The following is a 26,800-nucleotide window of genomic DNA, read 5'->3' on the forward strand; positions in this document are numbered from 1 at the left end:
TAACCATAACTACCATTGATGAAAGAGAACCGCATAAGAATACTTTACATTGATGATGAAATCCATAACTTGAATGCCTTTAAGGCGAGTTTCAGAAGGAGTTATGAGATTTACACCGCCACCTCTGCACAGGAAGGAAAGCAGCTCCTGAAGGAAATAATGGTGCATATCATTATTGCAGACCAAAAGATGCCCGTTTCCACCGGGGTAGAATTCTTCAATGAAATCAAGGATGTGCTCCCTGATCCGATTCGTATTCTCCTGACTGGTTATACTGATGTGGATGATATCATTGATGCCATCAACAAAGGCCATATCTTTTCTTACATTAAGAAACCTTGGGATGAGCATGAGCTGCATAGAACCATCAATAACGCCTACGAAATATATTCCACTCGCCGTCAGTTGAAAGAGAAGATTGCTGAACTGGAAAAAACCAATGATGAACTAAATAGGTTCATTTATTCCACGTCTCACGACCTTCGTTCTCCGTTAATGTCTGTGTTGGGCATTATCAACCTCTCTCGGCTGGATAACAGTGTAGTAGATCCTAACGGCTATATGAACATGGTGGAAAGCTGTGTGCTGAAGCTAGATGGGTTTATTCAAAAGATCATTGAATACTACCGAAATTCCAGACTGGAGATTGAATATGAAAAGATAGATTTCAACAACCTGTTGAACGATTGCATTACCGTATTCCAGCCACAGAACACGGATATTCGTTTCCAGACGCTGGTAGACCAGGAATTGGAGTTCCGGGGAGATACTTTCCGTATCAGTGTTATCCTGAACAATCTGATTTCCAATGCTGTTAAATATCAAAAACCGGACGAAAGCAATCCTATGGTACATTTGTCCGTGAAAGTAGAGCCCCATAAAGCGACTATTTGTATACGTGACAACGGTATCGGCATATTAAGCGAGCATTTGAATAATATCTTCAAGATGTTCTTCCGTTCGAAGAATAATAATAAACCAGGAAGCGGTATTGGCCTTTATATTGTAAAGGAAGCACTGAATAAAATCGGCGGCACAATCAACGTCGAATCCAAATATGGTGAAGGCACTCAATTTGAAATAACTATTCCTAACAGAAATGAATTCGATACCTGATCTGAGAGTCATATTAATCGATGATAATGAAATAGACCTGATGCTGCATGAAAAATTAATCACCTTTCAGCAGATCAGCAGGACTGTATTGTCATTTCTGAATCCCAACAAGGCGCTGGAATTCCTTTCCAGTAATATTTCCCTGCCACGTATCCCTCCGACTGTCATACTGCTTGATATCCAGATGCCAGAGATGGACGGCTTTGAATTTCTGCAGGCATTTGATAGCTATCCGCAGAAGATTAAATCACAGTGTCATATCATCATGGTATCGTCTACACTGGATTATGGGGATATTACGCGTACAAATGCCAATCCACTAGTAGTAAAATTACTCCGTAAACCTTTACTGCTAAAGGAATTGAGAGAAACCGTAGAGGGAATTTTTAAAGATTTTGTCTAAAATGTTTGGATTTCCAGGAAAAAATATATTTTTGCATCCCGCAAGGGAATAAAGATTTCCTGCAATGGGGGATTAGCTCATCTGGTAGAGCGCAAGCATGGCATGTTTGAGGTGAGCGGTTCGAGCCCGCTATCCTCCACCCAATAAGAGGTCCGGACAATCCGGACCTTTTTTATTTTACCCACTTTTACCTTCCATCATCTCCCTGATTACTTTCCAGCAGTAATTTCTAAAAGAAAGATTTTTTATCCCCATAGATGAGTTTAAAAGTTCCATAGTAACTTTAGGATTAAATGTTGAACTATGGAACCCACGTTCTTCTCTACAGCCAAGGAATTCCGCAAATGGCTGGAAAAGAATCACGAAAAAGAAAAGGAACTGTTGGTAGGTTTCTATAAGGTTGGTAGTGGTAAACCCAGCATGACCTGGTCCGAATCTGTTGACCAGGCTATCTGTTTTGGCTGGATTGATGCCGTTAGAAAATCACGGGATGAACACAGTTATACCATTCGTTTTACACATCGTAAAGTAGGAAGTATCTGGAGTGCTATTAATATTAAGAAAGTCGAAACCCTCCAGGAACAGGGACTAATGCATCCCGCAGGCCTGGCCATCTTCCAAAAACGTCAGGAACATAAATCCAAAGTTTACTCCTTCGAACAGGATAAGGCCAATATTAAATTAGATCCTGCCAGTGAAAAGCTGTTCAAAGCCAATAAAGTTGCATGGAAATTTTTTAGTAATCTCGCCCCCTCCTATCAGCGCGTTACCATCTGGCATATCATCAGTGCCAAACAAGAGGTTACCCGCCAGAAGCGGCTACAGGAGGCCATCGCCTTCAGCGAGAAAGGAATTAAATTGGATTATTTCAGCAAGAAAAAAGCCTGACGATTGTCAGGCTCATTATTTTAATATAGGCATTACCGTTATTTCTGCATTGGCTTATCCACATTAATCATCCAGTTGAAACCATACTTGTCTGTCAACATACCAAAACGTTTTGCCCAGAAAGTTTCACCTAATGGCATGGTTACTTTTCCACCATCAGCGAGTCCGTTAAAGTATTTTTCTGCTTCATCAACATCAGTGGAACTGAGTGTCAAGCTAACATTGGAGCCAGTGACAACGGGAGCCCCGTTCATCACATCACTAGACATCAGTCTCAGATCACCATTCTGCAACATAGCGTGCATTACCTGGTTATGAAACTCTTCCGGCATCTGGTCCTTCATAGGAGAGTCTTTCACAGACATAATATGAAGTTCGCCACCCATGATGCCCTTATAGAAATTCATGGCTTCGGCACAATTGCCGTTAAATGTGAGATACGCATTAAGAACTGACATAACAATTAAATTTAGGATTACAGGATGGAAACTAAAGTTACCGAAAAACCCAATCCGTTCATGTTAACTTATCAAGACTTTATTACGCACTAACAAGCAAGCACCAATGATTCCAGCTCGTTCTCCGAGGCGGGAAATCTTCAGCCTGGTATCGTTGTTGACCAAACTCAGAGAATATTTATTAATCGCACTTTTAATCGGCAACCGGATGTAATCCTCTGTAGCAGCGAGACTACCACCCAGGATCACCAATTCAGGGTTGAAGATGTTGATGAGCAAGGCTATCCCACGGCCCAGGTTTTCACCAATCTTAGCTATCAGTTCAATGGCCAATACATCATCATGATTGGCCGCATGAATGATATCTTGCAGACCTATTTCTGAAGGCTGCATATTTCGGCGACTAAGCAATGAAGAGGATCCTTCGTCCAGTTTCTGTCGGAACATACGTACCAATGCCCATCCGGAAGCCTCTGTTTCCAGGCAGCCTTTTTTCCCGCAATGACAGATGATTTCATTATCAAACAAAGGTATGTGACCAAACTCCCCAGAATAACCAGATTTACCGTAATAGAGCTTGCCATCAATCAATACGCCCATACCTATGCCATGATCCAGATTTAGGAATAATACATTCTTCTCGCCATGAACAGAATCGGAACAAAACTCCCCATACGCCATCGATCGCGAATCATTCTCCAGGAACACGCGAATACCCACTTTCGATTCAATGATCTTGCTCAACGGCTCCTCATCAAAGTGGAAGAAACTATAGCTGTAACCTGTGGCATAATTGATACGGCCGCTCAGGTTAATCCCTATCCCCAATATCTTTTCTCTCGGTACCGGTAAATCAGTGATGAACTGATTTATATGCTGACAGAGTTGTTCTAGTGATTCCTTGTTGTTATCCAGCTTATAAGGCAGATTTTCAACAGTACTAATAAGGTTTTTCTGTAGATCGGATAGCCCTAGGTTCAGGTGGTTCTGTTTAATATCTACGCCAATAAAAAAAGCAGAATCCGGCACCAGACCATATAGATTAGGTTTTCTTCCACCTGTTGATTCCACTTTTCCATAATCTTTTACCAGTCCGTCCTGAATAAGATCGTTCAGCAGGGTGGTTACTTTGGGGGCGCTGAGGTTAAGCTCCTTGCACATATCAGCAATAGTAGCATTGCCGATATTGGCAAAATAGGCCAGGGCAGCCTTTTTTAGGTTGATGTTCTTGTACGCTACTCCGGTGACATTTTCACTGTTTAGCTCTTCAAAGAATGTTTTAGACATAACCGGTTGATTGCTTTTGCGAATTTTATGATCCAATTTAAGCCCCTGAATTTTAATTTTTATTAAAAAATATACGGCAAAAATCTAATAATTAATGAAAATTTCATCTTTTTGAAAATTATTTTCACAATTACCGTTAATAAAAAAATTATATTAAGTAGTTTCTATAGTTTTTAAATTTATTTATTTACTTTAGTTCTACTATGAAACATTTATCAACCTTAATCCACGGAACACTGCTATCACTATGCCTTTGCGGTACCACGGCCTATGCACAGCAATCACAAACTGATATCCTGATCATAGGAGGCGGCGCATCCGGCACCACCGCCGGCATCCAGGCTGCCCGCATGGGCGTTAAAACCACCATTCTGGAAGAAAGTACCTGGCTAGGCGGTATGCTCACCGGCGCCGGAGTATCTGCCATTGATGGCAATAATAACCTTCCCTCCGGCCTCTGGGGCGAATTCAGAAACAGGCTCAGTCAACACTATGGCAGTCTCGGTGCACTATCTACTGGTTGGGTAAGCTATACTTTATTTGAACCTTCTGTAGGCGATAGTATCCTGAAAAGTATGGCCGCTGCCGAAAAATCACTTTCCATCCAATACGATGCCCACTGGACAAACGTCAAAAGAGAAAATAATAAATGGATTGTTACCTATACTAAAGGAAAACGCTCTCAATCCATTATCGCCAACATTCTGATTGACGCCACCGAACTCGGTGATATCATGGCAACAACTGGCACTGCCTACAGAACAGGCATGGATAGTCGTACCGAAACAAAGGAAGACGTAGCTCCACTGGAGGCCAATCATTATATCCAAGCATTGACCTACGTGGTGACACTCAAAGATTATGGCACCGGTGCCGATAAAACTATTCCTAAACCAGCGGGATACGATCCAACGCCTTTCCTCTGCTGCTGCAGCGCCTCTAACCCTTATGGCAATAGCAACAATGGTAAAATCGACTGCGATAAAATGATGGAGTATGGCAAACTTCCCAATCATAAATATATGATAAACTGGCCGGGATGTGGTAACGACTATCCATTGAATGTGATAGAAATGACGAGGGAACAAAGAACGGAAGCTTTGAAGAAGGCAAAACTGCATACTCTCCAGTACCTCTATTATTTACAGACAGCACTAGGTTATAAACATCTCGGTATTGCAGATGACGAGTATCCCACTCCGGATAAACTTCCATTTATTCCTTACTACCGCGAAGCCCGTAGGCTGAAAGGCATTACCACACTGACTATTAACCATATCTCCAAACCATTCGACCAACAAGAAGCATTTTATCGTACAGGCATTGCCGTTGGTGACTATCCTATCGATCATCACCAAAGCAAAGACCCTGCTGTGCCGAAAATTGATTTCGGTAAAGCGAAAGTGCCTTCTTACAATATTCCACTGGGATCACTCATTCCTCAGCAAACTTCTTCTTTCATCGTTGCGGAAAAAAGTATCAGCGTTACTAATATCGTGAATGGCGCTACCAGACTGCAACCCGTGGTATTGCAACTAGGACAAGCTGCTGGCGCATTGGCTGCTATCTGCATACATCATAATATACAACCAAAAGATGTACAGGTGAGAGAAGTACAGGATACGCTCCTCCATGCAGGCGTTTACCTGATGCCATACATGGATGTGAAGCCGGAAGATAAAAGCTTTGCAGCGATTCAACGTATAGGCGCTACCGGTATCATGCGCGGTACAGGCATTGCTTACACATGGGCTAATCAAACCTGGTTCTACCCTAAAAGAGCGATCAGTGAATATGAATATGCGGAAGGCCTGAAAACCTACTACCCTACTGTAAGAAAATTAGATCCAACTGGCGAAGACCTCACTCCTGAATTCATGGTACAGGCTTTAAAAGCGGCTGGATTGAAAGATATTTCCATTAACAACCTGGCGGAAAACTGGAACAAATTACAAACAGGCGCCACTTTCAAAGCGAACATGGCTCTGAACAGGGAATTAGCAGCGGTTATCACCGACTACTTCCTCCATCCTTTTGACCAACAGGTAGATTTTAATGGTCATCTCCTGAAATAACACCTATGAAAATACACCTTTCACTCATGGCCTGTGGCATTGTCTTTTCCACGTTATGCAATGCCCAGGTCCATGATACCGCGAAAGCGGCATTCGATTCCACGTATCACAATTACCTGTATGACTCCAGGTTGGCCTATTTCAAAGGATTGCCGGATACAAAAGATGAAATCATTTTCCTAGGAAACAGTATCACTCATTGGGGCGATTGGGCGGAGCTGACAGGAAATTCACATGTGCGTAACCGTGGTATTGCCGGTGATATCAGTTATGGTATCCTGGCTAGAATGGATGAGGTGCTATCTTCCAAACCAGCAAAAATATTCCTGATGATTGGCGTCAATGATATAGGGCGCAAAATCCCACTGGAATTGACTTTGCAAAACTATCGGCGCATACTGGCCATGGTGAAATCAGTATCGCCACACACCCGGCTTTATATTCAGAGTGTGTTGCCCATCAATGAATCGATTATCAACCGAGATTATTATACAGGTACTAATGCAGAAATAAGAACAATGAATGCAGCAGTGAAGGCACTGGCTGTTGAGCAACAGATAACATTTATCAACCTATATGATCTGCTTGCTGATAAAGACGGCCAGATGCCCGCTGCATATACTTATGACGGTATACACCTGACCGCTGCTGCATACATCCGCTGGACCAACTATCTGCGCCAGCAACGTTATCTCTGATGCTAACCAATAAAATTACAACCATGAAAATAACAGGTACATTCCTCGATGAAATAAGTCATGATATCCCCCATCAAAACTGGGGTCGCGCAGAATGGGATGCTGATTTCTCCCACATGAAAGCAATTGGCATCGATACGGTATTCCTTATCCGCAGCGGTTTTCAGCGCTGGCTCACCTACCCTTCCAAGGTATTGATGAAAGAAGAATCCTGCTATGAGCCTCCGGTAGACCTCGTGAAAATGTTCCTGGAACTGGCAGACAAACACCATATGAAATTTTACTTCGGTCTGTATGATAGCGGCAAATACTGGTGGAAAGGGGATTTCCAAAAAGAGGTAGACATCAACCTGAAAGTAATTGATGAGGTGTGGAAAACATATGGTCATCATAAATCTTTCCAAGGCTGGTACCTGACGCAGGAAGTGAGTCGCAGAACTGGAAAAGTAATTGACCTGTATGCCAAACTGGGAAAGCATTGTAAAGATATTTCGGGGGGACTGCCAACCCTCATTTCTCCATGGATCGATGGAAAAAAGGCCGTGATGGCCGCTTCTGGTTCGTTATCTAAAGAAGATGCTGTGTCTCTTAAACAGCATGAAGCAGAATGGAGCGAAATATTCGACGGTATCAAAGGTGTAGTGGATGCATGCGCATTCCAGGATGGTCATATTGAATTTTATGAGTTGCCCGACTTCTTTGCTGTCAACAAAATGATCGCAGATAAATACGGTATCCAATGCTGGACCAATGCCGAATCCTTTGACCGCGATATGCCGATCAAATTCTTTCCAATCAAATTTGAGAAACTGCGCATGAAGCTAGAAGCCGCTCGCAAAGCGGGTTACGATAAAGCTATTACATTTGAATTTTCACATTTCATGAGCCCACAATCTGCCTATCTCCAGGCAGGACACCTCTATAACCGCTATAAAGAATACATTAAAACCCTCTGAGAACAATGACTGCTGGATTTAAGGAATACGCTGATTTATATCGGAAGAATTTATTGGAAGACGTCGTACCCTTCTGGATGAAACATTCCCCGGACAATGAGCATGGTGGCTATTTCACTTGCCTAGACCGCGCCGGAAACGCCTTCGATACGGATAAATTCATCTGGCTACAATGCCGGGAAGTATGGTGTTTTAGTATGCTGTACAATAAGGTGGAGAAAAAACAGGAATGGCTGGACATGGCCATACAAGGCGCTGAATTTCTCCGCAAACACGGTCGGGATAAAGAGGGCAACTGGTATTTCTCTTTGACCCGTTCCGGAGCCCCTATCATCGAGGCTTACAACATTTTCTCGGACTGCTTTGCTGCCATGGCTTTCGGGCAACTGTACCAAGCCACTGGCAACCAAGATTATAGCAAGATTGCATCGGATACTTTCTTCAATATCCTGAAAAGACAAGGCAATCCTAAAGGTCGATTTAATAAGGCTTTCCCCGGAACCAGACCTTTGCAAAACTTTGCACTACCGATGATCCTATGTAACCTCGTACTAGAAATAGAACCGCTACTAGATAAACAATTAGTTGCAGATACTATCCAGCATGGTGTGCATACGGTAATGGATATATTTTATCAGCATGACACCGGACTGATCCTGGAAAACACCACGCCAGAAGGCCACTTCTCCGACTCTTTCGACGGTCGTCTCATCAATCCTGGTCATGGCCTGGAAGCCATGTGGTTTATCATGGACCTGGCTACTCGCACCAACGACCAGGCTCTAATGCATAAAGCGAAGGACATTACACTGAATATCCTGGAATACGGATGGGATGAGGAATACGGCGGTATCTTCTATTTCCTGGACATCAAAGGCGCGCCCCCTCAGCAACTGGAATGGGACCAAAAACTTTGGTGGGTACACATCGAAACAATTATCAGTTTGCTCAAAGGATACCTGCATACCGGCGATCCTAAATGCATGGAATGGTTCAAAAAAGTACATGATTATACCTGGGCCAGATTCCCGGACCCTAAATATGGCGAATGGTTTGGTTATCTTAACAGGCAAGGACAACCACTGTTACCATTAAAAGGTGGTAAATGGAAAGGTTGTTTCCACGTTCCGCGGGGATTGTACCAATGTTGGCAAACGTTGGAAGCCATCGCGGCCAAATATGAAGTTTTATCACCACAATCGTAATTGCTATGCCAATCATCTCCAACAGTCTGCAAGACCAGCCTGTCGCAGACACGCGACAGTCCTACACGCCGGCATTAATTTCACTGGCCGTATTGTATTTCATGATGGGATTTATCACCTGTCTAAATGATACGCTGGTACCGTTTTTCAAGAAAGGATTCACACTAACATATTCACAATCCAGCCTGGTACAGTTTTACTTTTTCCTCACCTATGGCGTGATGTCTATACCTGCAGGAAGAATTGTCATGCAGACGGGATATAAAAAGGGTATGGTATTGGGGTTTGGCATTGCTGCTATCGGTGGACTTCTGTTCTATCCTGCCTCTGTTTTTCATGAGTATGCATTATTCCTTGCAGCCTTGTTTGTGGTAGCTATAGGCATTGTATTGCTGCAAGTAGCTGCCAATCCATATATCACTGTTTTAGGGCCTTCCCGTACTGCTTCTGCGCGACTAGCACTCATTCAGGGAATAGGTTCCTTGGGAACTACCGCTGCGCCTTTGTTTGGAGCACATTTTATTTTATCCAAACTAGAAGATTCCAGTACTTCCAGTGAGGCGGTACGTTATCCGTATCTGGGAATTGCTGTATTACTGATGTTGATCGCATTTATTGTATCTCGTTTATCCCTTCCCGTTATACCGGTTTCTGCTGGGGAGAAAGAAAATAGTCGCGGGCTCTTTTCTTACAGGCAGTTGAACTTCGGCATTATCGGCATTTTCATGTATGTAGGGGCAGAAGTAGCAGTGGGAACCTTTCTCACCAATTACATTGTAGACCTTTTGCATATTCCTGAGAAAGAAGCGAATAACTATGTAGCGTTATATTGGGGATGTATGCTCGTAGGACGATTGCTGGGAGCGGGTTTATTGCGGATGTTGCGTCCGGGGATGCTATTATCTGTTTGTGCAGTGGCGGCAGCCGCTTTGATATTGATCTCTATCAACAGCACTGGCATGTTGGCAGTACGTTGTATGATAGCGGTAGGGCTTTGTAATGCTATCATGTTTGCCACCATCTTTTCCTTAGCTGTGAATGGCGTGGGTAAGCATACCACCGCTGCTTCGGGGTTATTGTCCACTGCAATTTGCGGGGGCGCCATCATCTCTTATTTGCAGGGTTTTGTGAAGGATCATTACGACTGGCATACTGCGTTCATGATACCATTGATCTGCTATTTGTACATATTATTTTACGGCCTGAACGGGCATAAACCTAAAGCCATATGAAACGTAGGGCATTCCTGAAACAGGGCGGATTGGCAGCAGGTATTTTGTTGTTGCCATCATTTGTCAAGGCTGCGGTAATAGGTGCCCGGAGAAGAGTCATCTTTGTGCACTTGCAGGGAGGTAATGATGGATTGAATACGGTGATACCGTATGGAGACAGCCGGTACAGCGAATTACGTCCTACCCTTGCCATTCCGAAGGGGCAACTGTTACGTATAAACGAAAAGTGGGCCTTTCATCCAGCATTACAATCACTGGTACCACTATACGAAAAACAGCAGATGCGCGTGATGCAGCAAGTTGGGTTTTCCGTTACGGAAAACTCTCATTATCATGCCGCACGCATCTGGCAAACGGGATGTCTGGAAGGGCAAGATTGTAATCACTGGCTTTCAAAAGATGTTATGGTGCAGGATTACAGCACATTGGATTACCGCGAAGCCTTGCAACGAACCGCCAAGGATATTCACGATGGTACATCTGCCCGTGTATTTCATACTGCCCTTGATGGTTTCGATACCCATCAATTTCAGCGGGTCCATCATGACAGGTTGCTGGCCGAGTTCAGTGAAGGAATTTCCGGGCTGGTAAGCGCACTCAAAGCCAGTGGGCAGTTTCCCGATACGATGATTGTGGCTTGGTCGGAATTTGGCCGTAGTGTGAAGGAGAATATACGGAAAGGAACCGATCATGGAGGGGCTGGACAGTTGTATATATTTGGCGCAAACCTGCAACAGGCAGGCATTGAAGATATAAAAGATAGTTTTTGGCAGGAGGATTCGGAGGTCCAGCGTGATTTCCGAGGAGTTTATGCCGGAATAGCAGGTTGGTTGGGTATAAGCAGCCGTCTGGCACAAGTGGGTGGGCTGGAAACAGCACGCCTGGTTTAGAAAAAATGTAAGTCCCTGTTATGCCCGCATCGTATAGCAGGGATTTCATTTATAATAGATTTTGTTAATTGCTAAAAAAGAATACCTTTGCAGTCCTTTGTTTACCGCCAGTAAGCTGAAAAGCTTATGCAGCGTACATCACCCGCGGATGTGGTGAAATTGGTAGACACGCCAGACTTAGGATCTGGTGCCGCGAGGCATGGGGGTTCGAGTCCCTTCATCCGCACTACAAGAACAGCCAGCTATATGCTGGCTGTTTTTATTTAGTTCCCGGATCAAATCCTAAAATGGCCTAATCCCCTGGCTTTGATGGTCCCAGGCATGGTTAAAGTGTATTTCGTCTCCCTATAGTCCTACTTATAAAATATATTTTTAAACTGATCCTTACAGGGTAAAATTTTAGCGTTGAATTGCCGGCAATCTTCGATAAACATACTATCTTCGCGCTCTGTTATATTGGGGTAAATTTCATAAATTCGTGAAATTCAATATTTTAAGCCGAAGGAAAGAAGACCATCAGGACAGGAAGCAAATGAAAATCTGGCTGGCATCAAGAAAAGAAGAATAGCATAGTGCCAATATGGCAACCTTATCCTGCTATAAGTCCCCTTTCTTTCTCAGTTTGGGTGTTCGGGTAAAGATTCAATCTCCACTTACCTTTCGGGGCATTCCGGGTAGAAAGTCCGGTTGATGACTGAATGACTTCATGGCAGAAAAATAAAACAGGAATTATTATTGCGTCTTAAAGAACATTTTATACAATTCAATTATGGCAACCGTTACCAGAGAAAACATTGGTTTATTGAACGATAAGATCACTGTGAAAGTGAGCAAGGAAGATTACCTTCCTAATTTTGACAAAGCAGTAAAGCAATTCAGCAAGAATGCAAATATCCCAGGCTTCCGTAAAGGTATGGTGCCTGCAGGAATGGTTAAGAAAATGCACGGTGCCGCAATTTTCAGCGACGAAGTGTTGAAAACTGTGGAAAAAGAACTGATGGGTTATATCCAGACTGAGAAACTGGAACTGTTTGGCCAGCCACTGTCTCTGGAAAAAGAGGCTAAAAACCTGGATCCTAACCAACCAGCAGATTACTCTTTCGATTTCGAAGTAGGTGTTAAACCAGCTTTCGATGTAACTCCACTGGAGAACAACAAAACTACTCTGACCAAATATAAAGTAACTGTTACCGACGAAATGGTACAGGAAGAAATCGAGCGTTTACAACTGAAAGGCGGTAAAATGACCGAACCAGAAACAATTGATTCTGAAGATAACGTTATAAACGTTAAATTCGAAGAATCAGATGCTGCTGGTAACGTGGTAGCAGGTGGTATCGAAAAAGAAAATGCATTGCTGGTTAAATACTTCACTCCTGCTATTCAGGAACAACTGAAAGGCAAGAAAGCAGAAGACAGCATTGTATTCCAACTGGCAACTTCCTTCGACGAACAGCGTCTGGGCTGGATCCTGAAAGATCTGGGCTTCGCTGCTGACGATAAAGAAGCTGCTAAGAAACACTTCAAACTGACCATCACTAAAGTAGGTCTGATTGAAAAAAGAGAACTGAATGAAGAATTCTTCAAAGAAGTTTACCCTGCAGAAACCATCGCTACAGAAGCTGATTTCCGCGCTAAACTGAAAGAAGAAATCGAAAAGTACTGGAATTCCGAAGCGAAAAACCACATGCACAACGATCTGTTTGAAGTGCTGGTTCACGAAACGCCAATTGAATTACCAAAAGATTTCCTGAAACGCTGGCTGCAAGTAGGTGGTGAAAAACCTAAATCTGCAGAAGAAGCGGAAAAAGAATACCCTGGCTTTGACCATCAACTGCGCTGGACTCTGATCAGTGATAAACTGATTCGCGATAATAAACTGGAAGTTTCTTTCGAAGAACTGAAAGAAAATGCAAAACAAAAAGTGTTGGGCTACTACGGTGGTGCTGCTGTTGACGGTGCTGAGTGGCTGGATAGCTACCTGGATCGTCTGTTACAAGATGAGAAATTCGTAGACCAGACTTACCGCGAGATGATTACCCAGAAACTGTTCGACTGGGCTGAAGCAAAGGTGACTATTAAAGAAGAGGAAATCAAAGCAGAAGATTTTGTTAATTTACCTCATAAACATCACCATCATGAACATTAATAACGAATTCAGAAAATATGCGATCAAGCATCATGGGATCAGCAGCCTGGTAGTGGATAGCTATGCAAAAAGCCACCAGATCAACAGTCTGACTCCGTACATTCTCGAGGAACGCCAGATGAACATGACTCAAATGGACGTTTTCTCCCGATTGATGGCTGACCGTATTATTTTCCTGGGTGATCCTGTAAACGACTACGTGGCAAACGTTATTACCGCGCAGTTGTTGTTCCTGGAATCATCCGATCGCAACCGTGATATTCAGATGTATATCAATAGCCCTGGTGGTTCCGTTTATGCCGGCCTGGGTATTTATGATACCATGCAGATTATTTCTCCTGAAGTAGCTACTATCTGCACCGGTATGGCCGCCTCTTTCGGCGCTGTACTGCTGGTAGCTGGTACTAAAGGAAAACGTACTGCACTGAAACACGCTCGCGTAATGATTCACCAGCCTCACGGCGGCGCTGAGGGCCAGACTTCAGATATCGAAATCACTGCACGTGAGTTCGTAAAACTGAAGAAAGAACTCAACGAAATCATTGCCGGACACTGCGGTCAACCAGTGAAAAAAGTGGAAAAAGATTCCGATCGTGATTATTGGATGACTGCTGACGAAGCAAAAGAATACGGCATCATTGATGACGTACTTCAGAAAAATCCGAAAAAACAGCTGGATACTCCACAGTAAAATTTAATATCATATCAGGGTTTCCTTGATTTAGATTATTTTAACAGTCCCGCTACCCGCGGGACTGTTTTTATTTGATCAGGGCCCGGATTTTTAGTGTAAATTTGTAAGTCCTGTATTAATATCGCAGGTCTAGCCCGGATTCGTCGAAAAATAATTTATTCCGAAATGAAAGAATCGAAAATTCGTTGTTCCTTCTGCAACCGCTCCAAAGAAGAAGTTCAAATACTCATTGCCGGCGCCGAAGGACACATCTGTGAAAACTGTGTGGCCAATGCACAGGAAATTATTGACCAGGAGCTATTCGCTCCCGGCAAGAAACCCGTTGCATCCCCAGTTTCTCACTTCGCTCCAAAAGTTTCCAAACCAATGGAAATTAAGAAGTTCCTGGATGACTACGTAATCGGTCAGGACGACGCTAAGAAAATCCTCGCCGTTGCTGTATATAACCACTATAAACGCCTGAATCAGCAGATCGATGAAGATGAAGTGGAAATCGAAAAATCCAATATCATCATGGTAGGTGAAACCGGTACCGGTAAAACCCTCCTCGCTAAATCCATCGCTAAACTGCTCAACGTTCCTTTCACCATCGTAGATGCAACTGTTTTCACAGAAGCAGGTTACGTAGGTGAAGACGTGGAAAGTATCCTCAGCCGCCTGCTCCAGGTTTGTAATTACGACGTGGAAGCGGCTGAACGCGGTATCGTATACATCGATGAAATTGATAAAATTGCCCGTAAGAACGATAACCCTTCCATCACCCGTGATGTAAGTGGCGAAGGCGTTCAACAAGGTCTCCTCAAACTGTTGGAAGGTACGGAAGTACTGGTTCCTCCTCAAGGCGGCCGTAAACATCCGGAGCAAAAACTGATCAAACTCAATACGCAGAATATTCTCTTTATCTGCGGCGGCGCATTCGACGGCGTAGAAAGAATTATCAGCAAAAGAGTGCAAACACACTCTATCGGTTTCAACGTTAACAAAGAAAGAGAAGAAGAAAGCAGAAAACAGATCCTTCGCTACATCAACTCCCAGGACCTCAAATCATTCGGTCTTATCCCCGAATTACTAGGTCGTCTGCCAGTAGTGACCTATCTGAATTCACTGGATCGCGATACACTCAGAGCTATTCTCACCACTCCTAAAAATGCACTCGTTAAACAGTACAAAAAACTGTTTAAAGTGGAAAACATTGACCTGGTAGTGGAAGAAGAAGCAATCGACTATATCGTTGATAAAGCAATGGAATACAAACTTGGTGCTCGTGGCCTTCGCTCTATCTGCGAAGTAGTACTCAGCGATGCCATGTTTGAACTGCCTTCTGCCAATGAAACTACTTTCACATTAACGAAAGAATACGCAGAGAATAAACTGGAAAAGTCTACCCTGGTCAAACTGAAGGTAGCCTAATAATAATCTACGAAACTTTAAAACCCATCAATTATGCAGGAACTTATTCAGCAATTACAGGAAAAAGCAGGTCTCACTGCTGAACAGGCAGCTCAGTCGATCGATGTAATCAAAGAATATGTGAAAGGGAAACTGCCTCCATTTATCGCTGGTACTGTTGACAACTGGTTTGCAGGTATGTCTGGTAAAACGGAAGAAAAAGGCGAAAGTTTAATGGATAAAGCAGGTGACTTCCTGGATAATGCAAAAGATACCGCTGAAGATTGGGCCGAAGCCGCTAAAAACAAGGTGACGGACTTCTTCAACAAAGAAAAAGACAAACACTAAAAAAACATACAACGTCCCGCAATTGCGGGACGTTTCGTTTTAATACCTTTCCTGCCCCATATAAATGCCCTTAAATCCCTCCAAAACGGAATCATGACCGTTAAGGCATACACGAACCCAAATCGCCTTAAATGAGCTTTATTTCCTCTTCCAGAACACGTATCTCCCGAAATCATACCTATAGGCACAAAAAAAAGAAACATTTGGTGATGCAAATGTTTCTTTTCTTAGGAATGCTACTTATTCCAGTAATCAGGTAACGTGGAAATTACAGGTCTTAATGTCTTATTAATCTACATGCTAGCTTTGAATTAACTTTCAAAAAAAGCACCCTGTTAAAGGGTGCTTTTGTAAGCGTAAAAGTGTTTCAAATCTAAGTTTGATTTTGTGTTAAGGTTGATAAACGGTAAAGAGTGATGAATTAACCCAAATTTAACGTTCCTTTTGCAATAAACTATAACACAAAAGGGGTAATGTTTCATTTATTTGTCAAAAAAGATGAACGGTTTGTAGTTAAGATTTTTTTACATTAAAAAAATTTCGCACTCTTAAATCCAATCAAAACCAACACGGTTACCTCATATACTTATCTTAAAGCCTCTCTTGCTATCACGATTTTCTGTATCTCGGAGGTCCCCTCTCCTATAGTGCATAATTTTGCGTCACGATAAAATTTCTCCACCGGAAAGTCTTTCGTATAGCCATAACCGCCAAAAATCTGTACGGCGTCATTAGCTACTCTTACGGCTACCTCAGAGGCATAATACTTGGCCATAGCCGCCTGCTGGGTCATTTTCACCTTCCTGTTTTTCATATCTGCAGCCTGGAGCGTTAGTAACTCTGCAGCTTCTATTTCAGTAGCCATATCTGCCAGCTTAAAGGATACGCCCTGGAAACTGGAAATAGGCTGATCAAATTGATGTCTTTCTTTTGAATACTTAATCGCTGCATCCCTGGCCCCTTTGGCGATGCCCAAGGATAAAGCGGCAATGGAGATACGACCACCATCCAATACTTTCATAGACTGAATAAAGCCGTCTCCTACTTGGCCTAGCACATTGGCAGCCGGAACGCGACAGTTATTAAAAATCATTTCTGCGGTTTCGGAGGCACGCATTCCCAGCTTGTTCTCCTTCTTACCACCGCTGAAGCCTGGTGTTCCCTTTTCCACTACAAAGGCAGTCATACCATGACTATCCCTCACATCGCCGGTGCGGGCTATCACTACGGCTATATCACAGCTTTTACCATGGGTAATCCAGCATTTGGTACCGTCAATAATCCAGTCGTCCCCATCTTTTTTGGCAACACATTTCATGTTCATGGCATCGGAACCAGTATTGGGCTCTGTAAGGCCCCAAGCGCCGATCCATTCTGCTGTAGCCAGTTTAGGCAGCCAGCGTTGTTTTTGTTCTTCATTTCCGAATTGCAGGATATGACCAGTGCACAAGGAGTTATGTGCGGCTACGCTCAATCCGATGGCGCCGCAAAAACGTGCAATTTCACTGACAACAGTTACATATTCTAGGTATCCAAGTCCGCTACCGCCATATTGTTCTGGCACTAATACTCCCATCAGGCCCAGTTTTCCCAGCTCTTTGAATAAGGACACCGGGAATTCCTGGCTTTCATCCCATTCCATAACATGGGGAAGAATCGCCTTTTTACCAAAATCCCGGATAGTTTGTGCGATCTGTTGTTGTTCTTCAGTGGGCTCAAAATTCATAACGGGTGTGTGTTTAAGGATGTATCTTTATTGAATGTGATTCACAGCTTGATGTAATGTTCAATTTTACGATAAATAATCTCATCCACCAACGGCAGGCTATGCAATTCACTCACCTCCTTGAAACCCGCATGGGCACTACGATACGCAACAATCATATGGGCCAGTTTATAACGTATGTATGGATGGGATGCCAAAGTTTTTTCATCTGTGAGATTTAGGTCAATAATTTTTAGAGAACTATCACCGATCTTCAGAAAAGCTTTGATTTTATTGAATACTGTGTCGGGAAGTCCATATGTTTCGGCCACCTGCTCTACACAGTAAAAACCGCCCAATTTCTCTCGAAAGCCACAAATCCGACGCGCATAGCCAGGTCCTATACCCGGAAGCCCCTGCCATTGTAGGGTGTCGGCGGTGTTGATGTCCAGTTGGCGCAACTGCTTCTCCGATCGACGTATATTCGTATGAGTTAGTTTCGATTTATCAGGAATCCTTACAAATGGAATCAATCGCTCTAGTAACGCAGGCGGTACGGCATAGATCTTCCTGATATCCTCTGGGGATCGGAATTTACCGCCTTTCTCCACATACTTTATGACCCCTGCGGCGGCCCTGGCAGGCAATCCTAACTGCTGCCATTTTTCCACGGTCATCCGGTTGGGATCAAAGTAAAAGCATTCCGACGGTAGTGCTATTGCAGCCTTCGCAGTCCGATCGGTGGTGATCTCCTCTCGGAAAGAGGCCTCAAACGCCATTACGGCCCGCCGAAAGGCTGCAGTATCTACCTTATCGCCAGGGTAGAACCGCAACGCCAAACGGGGACTTAGTGTATATAGCAATGCTAGTATAGTAAGTGCTGTGATACCAATACGCTCTTTCCTTGAGAACTCCGCAAACTGCCGGATTAGGAACTTCCACATGGGTTAACAAATTTTTGGAAGGTCAAAATTAGCCTGTCCAATTGGGGCATTCCTTTATTAGATGTTAACAACAATAAAAAAACCGGCGTTTGCCGGTTTTAAATTTCTAGTGTGAGTCCATCGTAGGCGAGCGCCATTCCATCCGGCAACTCCCGCGATACTTCCTCATGTAACCCAAGCTGGTGACTAATATGCGTAAAGTAAACCTGTGGAATATCCAGTTCCTTACCTAGTGCAATCGCCTCTTCCAAGGTGAAATGGGAAATATGCTTTTCCTTACGAAGTGCATTCACAACTAATATCTTCGATCCCCTGATTTTGTCTTTTTCTTCAGGGGCAATAAAATTTGCGTCGGTGATATAGGTGAAATCATGTATCCGGAAACCAGTTACCGGCATTTTATAGTGCATTACCTGTATAGGCGTAATCGTTAGGCCATTGACGCCGAAAGGCAGATCATCAATGGCTTTCAGATTAATCTCCGGGATACCGGGATATTTATAATCTGCAAAAGCATAAGCAAATTCACGCATGATTACATTCTGGCTGAAATCGGTCGCATAAATATCGATCGAACTTTGCTGGAAGTAATTAAAAGCGCGGATATCATCCATTCCGGCGATGTGGTCTTTATGGGAATGGGTAATCAGTACTGCTTCCAGGTGTTTTACCTTTTCCCTAAGCATCTGGTAGCGGAAATCAGGAGTGGTATCCACTACGATATTACCTGCCGTGGAGGAAATTAAGATGCTGCTACGCAGACGCGTGTCTTTCGGGTCTGCAGAGGTACATACTTCGCAGCCGCAGGCAATTACAGGCACTCCTTGAGATGTTCCGGTTCCGAGAAAAGTTACTTTCATGCCGTTTTTTATTTATTCTGCTTCTTCTGTTCCTGTTGAAATCTCCCCTTCTTCGGCATCCGGCACAGGTTTGCTGTTGATGATCTGTTTATAAAGTTTGTGGGATTCAGCGGTGAGTAGGTCTTCATCCAGGGGCAGGGTGGTCAGGATATCCACCAGTGTATTAATTCTGCCTTCCAGGTTCAGAAACTTGTTGATAACCACTACCTTTTTATGTTCCAGTATACAGTAACCTGAGGTGAAGGTGCCTTTTTCGAAGCGCAGCACATATTTTGCGTCTTCGAAAATTTTTTCCAGCTTGTTCAGGTTGTTAGGTGTGACTTTAAGATTCATACTACAAAAATAATTAAAACCCGCCTATTTCGTGACCATGCGCACTACAGGCACAATCATTTCCTCCAGGGAAATACCGCCGTGTTGGAAGGTATTCCGATAATAGTTCACAAAGTAGTTGTAATTATTAGGGTAGCAGAGATAGCCGTCTTCCTTAGCAAAAATATACGAGGAATTCACGTTCGGCCTAGGCAGACCGGCTTCCTTAGGATCTCGGAATGCCAGTACTTCCTTGGGATCATAGTTCAGGTTGCGGCCATGTTTATAGCGCAAATTGGTAGTAGTTTGTTTATCCCCGATTACTTTCACAGGTGTTTTCACACGCACGCTTCCGTGATCAGTGGCTATTATCAGGTTAATTTTTTTATCGCTCAAACGCTTCAGGGCCTGGTGTAGCGGAGAATGTTCAAACCAACTGGCAGTGATAGAACGATAGGAAGTTTCATCTCCCGCCAGTTCTTTCAGCACTTCCATTTCCGTACGGGCATGGCTGAGCATATCCACGAAGTTGTACACAATAATACTCAGCGGGTAATCCATGAGATTATGAATATTACTCAGCATTTGCTGGGCATCGGCATGATTGACCACTTTCGTATAGGAAAAGCGGGGATCCATGCGGAGGCGCTGCAATTGAGCGGCAAAGAACTTTTCCTCATAGAGGTTTTTCCCGCCTTCTTCATCATCGTTTTTCCATTCTTCTGGAAATTTATGTTCAATATCGATGGGCAGCATGCCGGCAAAAATGGCATTCCTGCTGTATTGCGTGCTGGTAGGCAGAATGCTGAAAAAAGTATCCTCTTCCAAGAGGCGGAATGATTCTTGGAAAATGGGCAAAATCGCTTTCCATTGGTCGTAGCGGAGATTGTCGATTAGTAGGAAAACGTTAGGGAGATGCGGGTCTAGCATGGGCACCACTTTATCTTTGAAAAGCGTGTGGGACATGATAGGGGCATCTTGGGCCTTTGGATGCAGCCAGCTACTGTAATTCCGACTGATATACTTAGAGAATTCTGTATTTGCTTCCGCCTTCTGGGTATTAAAAACTTCCAGCATTTCCGGGCTGTCGGTTTTAGACATTTCCATTTCCCAGTAAACGAGTTTTTTATAGATATCCATCCACTCGTTATGATCTGGGTTGGAGTTTAGCGCCATAAATAGGCTACGGAATTCTTGCTGGTAGGCGCTTGTGGTTTTTTCCGCCACAAGACGTTTGTTATCAATTATTTTTTTGAGAGACAAGAGTACCTGGTTCGGATTGACCGGCTTGATAAGATAGTCCGTGATCTGGGCGCCAATGGCGTCATCCATCACATTTTCCGCTTCATTTTTGGTAATCATGACCACTGGAATCTGTTGGTCAATTTCTTTGATTTTTCCCAGGGTTTCCAGGCCAGTAATACCGGGCATGGACTCATCGAGGAGCACCACGTCTACCACTTGTTCCTTTAGGAATTCCAGGGCGTCGTAGCCGTTGGTCAGTGCGGAAACCTTATAACCTTTACTTTCAAGAAAGATTATCTGGGATTTCAGCGAATCAATTTCGTCATCTACCCAAAGTATATTTATCTGGCTCATAGTTAGTATTAAATCGTCTTAAAAACAGAAAATTAACCCATTTTTTCGTCAAAAATCATTCTCCTGGAGGCCTACTTTTGAAATTATATGTTAAAAACTTAACGGAAAGTTTAAATGAATTGGCTAAAAATAGGGGCGGTGCGTAAAGTTATTTACCTTCGCAAATACAAATTTAGTAGGGGTATTTTCCCATAAATACGTCATAATAAGTAAAAAAATTACATATAATTAATTCCTGGTGTAGTTTTGTAATTACCATGGATGAATGGGTGTGACAACATCGTTTGGATAGAATATGAATAAATAACTGCAATGACCGAAAGCAAGCGAAAAATTGTTAATGATCCGGTGTATGGCTTTATTACCATAGATCACCCGCTGATTCTTAACCTCATTTCCCATCCATACTATCAGCGACTGCGTAGGATTCATCAGATGGCGTTAGCGCATTTGGTTTATCCCGGAGCCGTACACACGCGATTTCACCATTCCCTGGGCGCTTATCATTTGATGTCTGGCGCATTACAGGAATTGAAAAGCAAGGGGATAGAAATTACCCCGGAGGAGGAAGTAGCCTCCAAAATGGCGATCCTGTTGCACGATATTGGCCATGGCCCTTATTCCCATGCCCTTGAAAACGGTATTATTGAAGGCGTATCCCATGAAGCCATTTCCCAATGGCTGATGGAAGCCCTCAATAAGGAAATGGACGGTCAGCTTTCCCTTACCCTGGATATTTTCAATGGCAGATATCATAAAAAATTCCTGCACCAATTGGTTTCCAGTCAGTTGGATGTAGATAGGATGGATTACCTTAACCGAGACAGCTTTTTTACAGGCGTTTCTGAAGGGGTCATTGGTTACGACCGGATTATCAAGATGTTAACCGTTCACCACGGGGAACTGATGGTAGAGGAGAAAGGAATTTATTCCATAGAGAAATTCATCATAGCACGCCGCCTGATGTATTGGCAGGTTTACCTGCATAAAACGGTGCTCAGTGCGGAAAATATGCTGGTAAAGATCCTGGTACGGGCGAAAAGACTGGCTCAGGCTGGAGAACAATTGTTCTGTAGCCCTGCCCTGGAGTATTTCCTGTACAATGCCATTACCAAGGACAATTTTGAACAAGATCCGGAATGCCTGAAGCGATTTTGCATGCTGGATGATTATGATATCCTGGGCGCCATAAAAGTATGGAGTACGCATAAAGACCCGGTGTTATCGTTATTATGTACTTGGTTGACTAACCGCCAGTTATTCAAGGTGGTACTCAGCCATGAACCATTTGACGAAAGTGCGCTCGATTTACTCCGCAAGCAGGTAGCTGCGAAGTGGAATATTTCTGGCCCTGATCTTGATTACTTTGTATTCTCAGACGCTGCCACGTTGCGGGCATATAATATAAACGACGAAAAAATCAATATCCTGTTTAAAGACGGAACTGTAAAAGACATTTCCTCGATCGACAATGCACTGATTAGCCATACCCTGGCTATACCGGTAAAAAAATTCTACATTTGTCATCCAAAAATTCAGGCTAACGGGGTCATATAAGGCACTAAAACATATAAAAATCTGTTTATATAAGCTGAAGTGGCCTGAAAAACTATACAATTTTAAACTATGCAGTTTAGCGCATTACAATTAGCTACCATGTTGGATGGGAAGCTGGAGGGGAATCCGGATGTGAAAGTGAGCAACATCGCCAAAATAGAAGAAGCAGGTGATGGCATGCTTAGCTTCATAGCGAACCCAAAGTATGAAGAATTCCTCTATACTACCCAAGCCTCTATTATACTGGTAAATGAAAGCCTGGTGATAGAACGCCCGGTGAAGCCTACCCTGATCCGGGTAAAAGATGCTTACAGTAGCATGGCGCTGCTGCTGGAAAAATACCGCTACATGACCGGTAACAAAACCGGCATTCAGCAACCGTCCTATATACCTAAGTCCGTAAAGCTCGGTGAAAATGTGTACGTGGGTGCTTTCGCCTATTTGGGTGAAAATGTGGTGTTGGGCAATAACGTAAAAATATATCCAGGCGTTTACCTGGGCGATAATGTTATTGTAAATGATGATTCTGTTCTCTATCCAGGTGTAAAAGTATACGACAACTGTGTAGTAGGTAGCAGAGTAATGCTTCACGCTGGTTGCGTTATCGGTGGCGACGGCTTCGGCTTCGCTCCTCAACCAGATGGCGCCTATAAAAAAGTACCTCAGATCGGTAACGTAGTCATCCATGACGATGTGGAAATCGGTGCAAATACCACCATCGACCGCGCTACCATGGGCTCTACCATTATCCAGAAAGGGGTTAAACTGGACAACCTGATCCAGATCGCGCATAATGTGGATATCGGAAAAAATACTGTTATCGCGGCACAGACCGGCGTTTCCGGTAGTACAAAAATTGGACAGAACTGCATTATCGGCGGACAGGTAGGCATCGTTGGCCACATCCACCTGGCAGATGGTACTAAAATCAACGCCCAGAGCGGATTGTCAAAATCTATCACCATCCCTAATAGCTCTCTGACAGGTTCTCCAGCTTATGACTATAAAAGTTCGCTGAAAAGTCAGGCAATTTTTAGAAATTTGCCGGACCTTGAAAAAAGAGTGAAAGAATTGGAGGAAATGGTAAAACAACTGCTGCAAGAAAAAGCAGGAGTTTAATTATTGAATTGAAGGAGAAACAGTTATACATTAGATAATTATGATGGAAAATCAACAGTTGGAGAATCAACATACACTGAAAGGCGAAATCAGCATTTCAGGTGTTGGTTTACACACTGGAGCCAGTGTGAATATCACCCTTAAGCCGGCGTCACCAGGCTTTGGGATCAAATTTCAACGTGTAGACCTGCCAAACCAGCCCGTTGTGAAAGCAGATGTGGACTATGTAGTCGATACTGCAAGAGGCACAACCCTGGAACATAACGGCGCACGGGTTAGTACGATAGAACACCTCCTGGCTGCCCTCGTTGGTACCGGTGTGGACAACGTACTGATTGAACTGGATGGACCCGAAATTCCTATTATGGACGGTAGTTCCATGCCATTTATTGAAGCCATCGAAAAAACTGGTATTCAGGATCAGGATGCTAAAAAAATCTACTATTCCATTGATACGAACATCACTTACTATGATGAACAGAAGAAAGTGGAAATGGTAGCGCTCCCTGCTATCAATTACAGCATTACCTGTCTGATCGATTTCAACAGCCCAGTGCTGGGTACACAGCATGCGAAAATGAAAGGACTGGAGCAATTCCGCGATGATATCGCATCTTCCCGTACTTTCTGCTTCCTGCACGAGCTGGAATACCTCCTCAACAACAACCTGATCAAAGGTGGTGATATCAATAACGCTATCGTTGTGGTAGACCGTGCGGTAAATGAAGACGACATGGCCCGTCTGGCCAAAGCCTTCAACCGTGAAACCATGTCTGTTCAGCGTGAAGGTATCCTCAATAATATCGAGCTGCGTTTCCCTAACGAACCAGCCCGCCACAAACTCCTTGACGTAGTAGGCGATCTGGCCCTGATTGGTTATCCTATCAAGGCGCATATCATCGCTAACCGCCCAGGACACGCTTCTAACGTGGAATTTGCACGTAAGATCAAAGCGTACATTAAAAAGAACAAACATAACCAGGGTGTTCCTGTTTATGATCCAATGCAGCCCCCTATCTTTGATATACTGCGCATCGAAAGAACACTGCCTCACAGGTATCCTTTCCTGCTGGTAGATAAAATCATTGAACTGGGTGAAGAACAAGTAGTAGGTATCAAAAACGTTACCTTCAACGAACACTTCTTCCAGGGCCACTTCCCGGGCAACCCTGTAATGCCAGGCGTTCTCCAACTGGAAGCCCTCGCCCAGGTAGGCGGTATCCTCGCGCTTAACCGCGTGCCGGATCCACAAAACTACGATACCTACTTCCTGAAAATTGACAATTGTAAGTTCAAACAGAAAGTAGTTCCCGGAGATACCATGATCCTGAAAATGGAATTGCTGAGTCCCATCAGAAGAGGTTTAGTCGAAATGCGCGGAACAGTATTCATCGGCAATAAGGTTGCTACCGAAGCTGATATGATAGCACAAATTATTAAAACAAGAGAGAGCAAATAACAGCAATGATCCACCCGCTTACATACATACATCCGGATGCTAAAGTAGCTCCTAATGTAAAAATTGATCCGTTTACTGTAATTCACAAAAACGTTGAGATAGGTGAAGGTACCTGGATAGGCTCCAACGTTACTATCATGGAAGGGGCTCGTATCGGCAACAACTGTCGTATATTCCCTGGCGCCGTTATTTCTGCCATCCCACAGGATTTAAAATATGCGGGTGAAGAAACTACCGTGGAAATCGGTAATAACACCACTATTCGCGAATTTGTTACCATCAACCGTGGTACCAGAGACAAATGGAAAACCGTTATTGGTAACAACTGCCTGATCATGGCCTACAGCCATATCGCGCACGATTGCGAAGTAGGTAACTATTGCGTCTTCTCCAACAACACCACCCTCGCAGGTCATATCACCGTGGGCGACCACGTGGTACTCGCCGGTATGGTGGCTGTACAACAGTTCTGTAAAATCGGTGACCACGCCTTCGTTACAGGCGGCTCCCTCGTACGTAAGGATGTTCCTCCTTTCGTGAAAGCAGCCCGCGAACCACTGTCATACGTTGGTGTAAACTCCGTAGGACTGAAAAGAAGAGGCTTCTCTCTTGATAAAATCAATCATATCCTGGATATCTACAGGGTTATCTTCGTAAAGGGCTTCAAACTGTCCAAGGCTATCAGCATCATTGAAGCAGAATTCCCTGCTACAGATGAAAGAGACGAAATTCTCTCCTTCATCCGTGAATCTGGCCGTGGTATTATGAGAGGTTATACTTCCCGCTCCAATGACGATATCTCTTAGTCAAACCGGAAAGCGCTTTAACTACGACTGGATTTTCCGTCGGGTTGATCTCACCTTTCTGGATGGAGAAAGATATGCCATACTTGGTCCTAACGGATCTGGTAAATCCACTCTATTACAGGTTATCAGCGGTGCTATTCAACAAAATGAAGGCACTGTTTCATACAGCACACCGGAAGGATCCATCGACATCGATGAGTTCTTCCGGTACTGTGCTATTGCCGCCCCATACCTGGAACTCATCGAAGAGCTCACCCTCGCCGAAACCATGGAGTTCCACCTACAATTCAAAAACTTCCTGCCAGGTATTACGGCTAAGAAAGCAATGGAATTAGTAGGACTGGAAAAGGCAGCCAACAAACAAATACGCCACTTCTCCTCTGGTATGAAACAACGTACCAAACTAGCCCTGGCCATCTTCTCAGACGTTCCTGTGCTCTTCCTCGATGAGCCCTGCACCAACCTGGATGCTGCGGGAACAGCCCTTTATCAGCAGTTGATCACTGATTTTGGCGGTAATCGCCTCATCATCGTTAGCTCTAATGATGAAAGGGAATATTTCATGTGTCCAAATCATATCCGTATCAGCGATTACAAATAACACTTTCGGGCACTGCACGCATTCAGCATTTATTATATCTTCGTTTCTTA

25 protein-coding genes and 2 tRNA genes are annotated in these 26,800 nt (G+C 43.7%); 20 read left to right on the forward strand and 7 right to left on the reverse strand.

The annotated features are described in order from the left end of the window. The first annotated feature begins 18 nt into the window (after nucleotides 1–18). The 4 genes from JO154_RS16300 (at nucleotide 19) to JO154_RS16315 (ending at nucleotide 2,407) form a co-directional block, all read left to right on the forward strand. The gene (locus tag JO154_RS16300) at nucleotides 19–1,116 is read left to right on the forward strand and encodes a hybrid sensor histidine kinase/response regulator (protein ID WP_291947416.1); all 1,098 of its coding nucleotides are present in this window, start codon (nucleotides 19–21) and stop codon (nucleotides 1,114–1,116) included. Beyond that, complete coding sequence (locus tag JO154_RS16305) at nucleotides 1,100–1,519, forward strand: response regulator (RefSeq protein WP_291947418.1); 420 nt, start codon at nucleotides 1,100–1,102, stop codon at nucleotides 1,517–1,519. The genes JO154_RS16300 and JO154_RS16305 overlap by 17 nt, the downstream gene beginning before the upstream one ends. Nucleotides 1,520–1,585: 66 nt before the next feature. Then, a tRNA-Ala gene (locus tag JO154_RS16310) sits at nucleotides 1,586–1,658 on the forward strand. Between the two features lie 164 nt (nucleotides 1,659–1,822). Beyond that, nucleotides 1,823–2,407: a YdeI family protein gene (locus JO154_RS16315; protein WP_291947420.1), complete on the forward strand. Its 585-nt coding sequence runs from the start codon at nucleotides 1,823–1,825 to the stop codon at nucleotides 2,405–2,407. Nucleotides 2,408–2,445: 38 nt separating this feature from the next. Here the strand turns inward: JO154_RS16315 and JO154_RS16320 are convergent, their stop codons facing one another. Together JO154_RS16320 and JO154_RS16325 are read right to left on the reverse strand one after the other, a co-directional pair. Then, on the reverse strand, nucleotides 2,446–2,865 hold the full coding sequence (locus JO154_RS16320; protein WP_291947422.1) for a VOC family protein: 420 nt from the start codon (nucleotides 2,863–2,865) through the stop codon (nucleotides 2,446–2,448). Between the two features lie 63 nt (nucleotides 2,866–2,928). Further along, nucleotides 2,929–4,152, reverse strand: a complete 1,224-nt coding sequence (locus JO154_RS16325; RefSeq protein ID WP_291947425.1) for an ROK family protein — start codon at nucleotides 4,150–4,152, stop codon at nucleotides 2,929–2,931. A gap of 203 nt (nucleotides 4,153–4,355) precedes the next feature. On the opposite strand from JO154_RS16325, the gene JO154_RS16330 reads away from it, so the two are divergent. The 11 genes from JO154_RS16330 (at nucleotide 4,356) to JO154_RS16380 (ending at nucleotide 15,788) form a co-directional block, all read left to right on the forward strand. Further along, nucleotides 4,356–6,227 (forward strand): FAD-dependent oxidoreductase, encoded by a 1,872-nt coding sequence (locus JO154_RS16330; RefSeq protein WP_291947427.1) that lies wholly within the window; start codon nucleotides 4,356–4,358, stop codon nucleotides 6,225–6,227. A gap of 5 nt (nucleotides 6,228–6,232) precedes the next feature. Further along, nucleotides 6,233–6,925 carry a GDSL-type esterase/lipase family protein gene (locus tag JO154_RS16335; protein ID WP_291947429.1) on the forward strand — a complete coding sequence of 231 codons (693 nt, stop codon included), beginning with the start codon at nucleotides 6,233–6,235 and terminating at the stop codon, nucleotides 6,923–6,925. A 23-nt stretch (nucleotides 6,926–6,948) separates the two neighbouring features. Then, on the forward strand, nucleotides 6,949–7,881 hold the full coding sequence (locus JO154_RS16340) for a DUF4434 domain-containing protein (RefSeq protein ID WP_291947431.1): 933 nt from the start codon (nucleotides 6,949–6,951) through the stop codon (nucleotides 7,879–7,881). Between the two features lie 5 nt (nucleotides 7,882–7,886). Further along, entirely contained in the window at nucleotides 7,887–9,086 is a 1,200-nt protein-coding gene (locus JO154_RS16345) for an AGE family epimerase/isomerase (RefSeq protein WP_291947433.1), read from the forward strand. A 5-nt stretch (nucleotides 9,087–9,091) separates the two neighbouring features. After that, nucleotides 9,092–10,318, forward strand: coding sequence for a sugar MFS transporter (locus tag JO154_RS16350; protein ID WP_291947435.1), 1,227 nt, complete (start codon nucleotides 9,092–9,094; stop codon nucleotides 10,316–10,318). Further along, complete coding sequence (locus JO154_RS16355; RefSeq protein WP_291947436.1) at nucleotides 10,315–11,208, forward strand: DUF1501 domain-containing protein; 894 nt, start codon at nucleotides 10,315–10,317, stop codon at nucleotides 11,206–11,208. The genes JO154_RS16350 and JO154_RS16355 overlap by 4 nt, the downstream gene beginning before the upstream one ends. Nucleotides 11,209–11,352: 144 nt before the next feature. Then, a tRNA-Leu gene (locus JO154_RS16360) sits at nucleotides 11,353–11,434 on the forward strand. Nucleotides 11,435–11,977: 543 nt separating this feature from the next. Beyond that, complete coding sequence (gene tig, locus JO154_RS16365) at nucleotides 11,978–13,357, forward strand: trigger factor (RefSeq protein WP_291947439.1); 1,380 nt, start codon at nucleotides 11,978–11,980, stop codon at nucleotides 13,355–13,357. After that, entirely contained in the window at nucleotides 13,347–14,048 is a 702-nt protein-coding gene (gene clpP / locus JO154_RS16370) for an ATP-dependent Clp endopeptidase proteolytic subunit ClpP (protein WP_111591612.1), read from the forward strand. Before tig ends, clpP begins: the two co-directional genes overlap by 11 nt. 168 nt (nucleotides 14,049–14,216) lie before the next feature. Continuing rightward, nucleotides 14,217–15,461 (forward strand): ATP-dependent Clp protease ATP-binding subunit ClpX, encoded by a 1,245-nt coding sequence (gene clpX, locus JO154_RS16375; protein ID WP_291947443.1) that lies wholly within the window; start codon nucleotides 14,217–14,219, stop codon nucleotides 15,459–15,461. 33 nt (nucleotides 15,462–15,494) lie between these two features. Then, complete coding sequence (locus tag JO154_RS16380; protein WP_291947445.1) at nucleotides 15,495–15,788, forward strand: hypothetical protein; 294 nt, start codon at nucleotides 15,495–15,497, stop codon at nucleotides 15,786–15,788. A gap of 586 nt (nucleotides 15,789–16,374) precedes the next feature. Here JO154_RS16380 and JO154_RS16385 read toward each other — a convergent pair. From JO154_RS16385 to JO154_RS16405, 5 genes are all read right to left on the reverse strand, one after another. Further along, nucleotides 16,375–17,514, reverse strand: a complete 1,140-nt coding sequence (locus tag JO154_RS16385; protein ID WP_291947447.1) for an acyl-CoA dehydrogenase family protein — start codon at nucleotides 17,512–17,514, stop codon at nucleotides 16,375–16,377. A 41-nt stretch (nucleotides 17,515–17,555) separates the two neighbouring features. Beyond that, nucleotides 17,556–18,437 carry a helix-hairpin-helix domain-containing protein gene (locus JO154_RS16390; RefSeq protein ID WP_291947449.1) on the reverse strand — a complete coding sequence of 294 codons (882 nt, stop codon included), beginning with the start codon at nucleotides 18,435–18,437 and terminating at the stop codon, nucleotides 17,556–17,558. A gap of 98 nt (nucleotides 18,438–18,535) precedes the next feature. Beyond that, nucleotides 18,536–19,297 (reverse strand): MBL fold metallo-hydrolase, encoded by a 762-nt coding sequence (locus JO154_RS16395; RefSeq protein ID WP_291947450.1) that lies wholly within the window; start codon nucleotides 19,295–19,297, stop codon nucleotides 18,536–18,538. 12 nt (nucleotides 19,298–19,309) lie between these two features. Beyond that, a complete protein-coding gene (locus tag JO154_RS16400) occupies nucleotides 19,310–19,630 on the reverse strand; it encodes a hypothetical protein (protein ID WP_291947452.1) in 321 nt (106 codons plus the stop codon). Nucleotides 19,631–19,654: 24 nt separating this feature from the next. Further along, nucleotides 19,655–21,208 (reverse strand): response regulator, encoded by a 1,554-nt coding sequence (locus JO154_RS16405; RefSeq protein WP_291947455.1) that lies wholly within the window; start codon nucleotides 21,206–21,208, stop codon nucleotides 19,655–19,657. 312 nt (nucleotides 21,209–21,520) lie between these two features. Here JO154_RS16405 and JO154_RS16410 point away from each other — a divergent pair, with 312 nt between their 5' ends. The 5 genes from JO154_RS16410 to JO154_RS16430 all read left to right on the forward strand — a co-directional run bounded on the left by JO154_RS16410 (nucleotide 21,521) and on the right by JO154_RS16430 (nucleotide 26,750). Continuing rightward, nucleotides 21,521–22,765, forward strand: a complete 1,245-nt coding sequence (locus tag JO154_RS16410; protein WP_291947457.1) for an HD domain-containing protein — start codon at nucleotides 21,521–21,523, stop codon at nucleotides 22,763–22,765. Nucleotides 22,766–22,834: 69 nt separating this feature from the next. After that, nucleotides 22,835–23,884: a UDP-3-O-(3-hydroxymyristoyl)glucosamine N-acyltransferase gene (gene lpxD, locus JO154_RS16415; RefSeq protein ID WP_291947460.1), complete on the forward strand. Its 1,050-nt coding sequence runs from the start codon at nucleotides 22,835–22,837 to the stop codon at nucleotides 23,882–23,884. A 40-nt stretch (nucleotides 23,885–23,924) separates the two neighbouring features. After that, nucleotides 23,925–25,343 carry a bifunctional UDP-3-O-[3-hydroxymyristoyl] N-acetylglucosamine deacetylase/3-hydroxyacyl-ACP dehydratase gene (locus tag JO154_RS16420; protein WP_291947462.1) on the forward strand — a complete coding sequence of 473 codons (1,419 nt, stop codon included), beginning with the start codon at nucleotides 23,925–23,927 and terminating at the stop codon, nucleotides 25,341–25,343. 5 nt (nucleotides 25,344–25,348) lie between these two features. Continuing rightward, entirely contained in the window at nucleotides 25,349–26,149 is an 801-nt protein-coding gene (gene lpxA, locus JO154_RS16425; RefSeq protein WP_111591602.1) for an acyl-ACP--UDP-N-acetylglucosamine O-acyltransferase, read from the forward strand. Further along, nucleotides 26,133–26,750: an ABC transporter ATP-binding protein gene (locus JO154_RS16430; RefSeq protein ID WP_291947466.1), complete on the forward strand. Its 618-nt coding sequence runs from the start codon at nucleotides 26,133–26,135 to the stop codon at nucleotides 26,748–26,750. Before lpxA ends, JO154_RS16430 begins: the two co-directional genes overlap by 17 nt. Nucleotides 26,751–26,800: the final 50 nt, after the last annotated feature.

It is taken from the genome of Chitinophaga sp. (assembly GCF_019236475.1).
Classification (GTDB): Bacteria; Bacteroidota; Bacteroidia; order Chitinophagales; family Chitinophagaceae; genus Chitinophaga.